3 protein-coding genes are annotated in these 1,963 nt (G+C 68.5%); all 3 read left to right on the top strand.

Going from position 1 to position 1,963, the window contains the following annotated elements; translation table 11 throughout:
* A partial coding sequence (locus FFS27_RS32300; protein WP_256659879.1) for a Rid family hydrolase occupies positions 1–223 on the top strand: 223 nt, incomplete at its 5' end.
* Positions 224–233: 10 nt separating this feature from the next.
* Positions 234–1,631: an FAD-dependent oxidoreductase gene (locus FFS27_RS32295; protein WP_003087356.1), complete on the top strand. Its 1,398-nt coding sequence runs from the start codon at positions 234–236 to the stop codon at positions 1,629–1,631.
* Between the two features lie 151 nt (positions 1,632–1,782).
* Positions 1,783–1,963: hypothetical protein (locus tag FFS27_RS33465; protein ID WP_137952530.1), on the top strand; the 181-nt coding region annotated here is incomplete at its 3' end.

Genomic DNA, 1,963 nt, shown 5'->3' with positions numbered 1-1,963 from the left:
GGAGAACATCGACCGGCTGCTCCAGAGCGTCGGCAGCGACCGCGGCCAGGTGCTCTCGGTACGCATCCTGCTCGCCCACCGCGAGGACTACGCCGGTCTCAACCAGGTCTGGGACCAGTGGTTTCCCGAAGGCCGGGCGCCGACCCGCGCCTGTAGCCTGGCTGAGTTGATCGACCCGCGCTGGCGGGTGGAAATGATCGTCGTCGCCGCCCGTCCGCAGTGAGAGCACAGCCATGACCTTCCGACCCTTCTGGCTGGACCAGGCCCTACGCTCCGAACATGCGGCCCCCTGCCCGCCGCTGGCCGGCGATACCCGCGCCGACCTGTGCATCGTCGGCGGCGGCTACACCGGCCTGTGGACCGCCATCATGCTCAAGGAGCACGATCCCGGACTCGACGTGGTGCTGGTCGAGGCCGACCTCTGCGGCGCCGGCGCCAGCGGCCGCAACGGCGGCTGCGCGCTGTCCTGGTCGGCCAAATTCTTCACCCTGGAACGGCTGTTCGGGCTCACCGAGGCGATCCGCCTGGTCAAGGCCTCCGAGGACAGCATCCGGGCCATCGGCGCCTTCTGCCAGCGCTACGACGTCGAGGCCGACTACCGGCTGGACGGCACCCTCTATACCGCCACCAACCCGGCCCAGGTCGGCAGCACCGACAGCGTGATCGCCGCCCTGGAACGCCATGGCATCAACTCCTTTGCCAAGCGCCCGCTGGCCGACGTGCAACGCCTGGCCGGCTCGCGCCGGCACCTGGAAGGCTGGTTCTCGCCGGCTGCCGCGACGGTGCAGCCAGGCAAGCTGGTTCGCGGCCTGCGCCGGGTCGCCCTGCAACTGGGGGTACGCCTGTACGAAGGTACGCCGATGCGAGGACTGGAGCACGGCCGCCCGGCGGAAGTGGTCACCCCCCACGGGCGGGTCGTCGCCGACCGCGTGGTGCTGGCGCTGAACGCCTGGATGGCGAGGGCCTTCCCGCAGTTCGAACGCAGCGTGGCGATCGTCTCCAGCGACATGCTCATCACCGAGCCACGACCGGACCTGCTGCAGGAGATCGGCCTGACCAGCGGGGTCAGCGTGCTCGACTCGCGGATCTTCGTGCATTACTACCACAACACCCCGGACGGCCGGCTGATGCTCGGCAAGGGCGGCAACACCTTCGCCTACGGCGGACGCATGCTGCCGGTGTTCGACCGCCCCTCACCGTATCTCGGGCAACTACGCGGCAGTTTGCGGGAGTTCTTCCCCGAGTTCGCCGAGGTCGCCATCGAAGCCAGCTGGAACGGTCCATCGGATCGCTCGGTGACCGGCCTGCCGTTCTTCGGCCGGCTCGACGGCCGCGACAATGTGTTCTACGGCTTCGGCTACTCCGGCAGCGGCGTCGGCCCATGCCACATGGGCGGGCAGATCCTTTCTTCGCTGGCGCTCGGCCTGGACAATCCCTGGACCCGTTCGCCGCTGACCCAGGGACCGCTCGGTCGCTTCCCGCCGGAGCCGATCCGCTATGTCGGTTCGCTGATGGTGCGCAACGCGATCCGCCGCAAGGAGCACGCCGAAGACGTCGGCCGGCGCCCGCGTCATCTCGACGTACGCCTGGCCAGGTTCGCCGCCGCCGCGGGCAAGGCCGACAAGGGTTGAGCCGCTTTCCGGGCGCCTCCTCAGCCCATTCGGGGGCGCCCTTCTTTTTCCTTCGGTTTCGATTTCGCTCAAGCAAAGGTCGTAAAAAGCACATTTAATTCACCCGTCAGCCTGTGCGAGGCTGTTCCAACCCCTGGCCCAGTTTTCCTTCATGCACCTACCGACGACGCGCACCCTGCCCTACCAGCCTTCCGCCAACCCGGCCGGAACGCCCGCGCGTCTACCCCGCAAGCACAGCCGCTGGCTGGAACTGGAGCCACTCGCCCTCCCTCTCGAACTGGCCTTCTGGGCGCTCTGGCATTGCCGCCACTCGCGTCCGCCGGATGCTCGTC

The organism is Pseudomonas sp. 2VD (assembly GCF_005503585.1).
Lineage (GTDB): Bacteria > Pseudomonadota > Gammaproteobacteria > Pseudomonadales > Pseudomonadaceae > Pseudomonas > Pseudomonas aeruginosa.
Note: the sequence above shows the minus strand (reverse complement) of the source record. Positions and strands in the feature narration are given on the sequence as shown.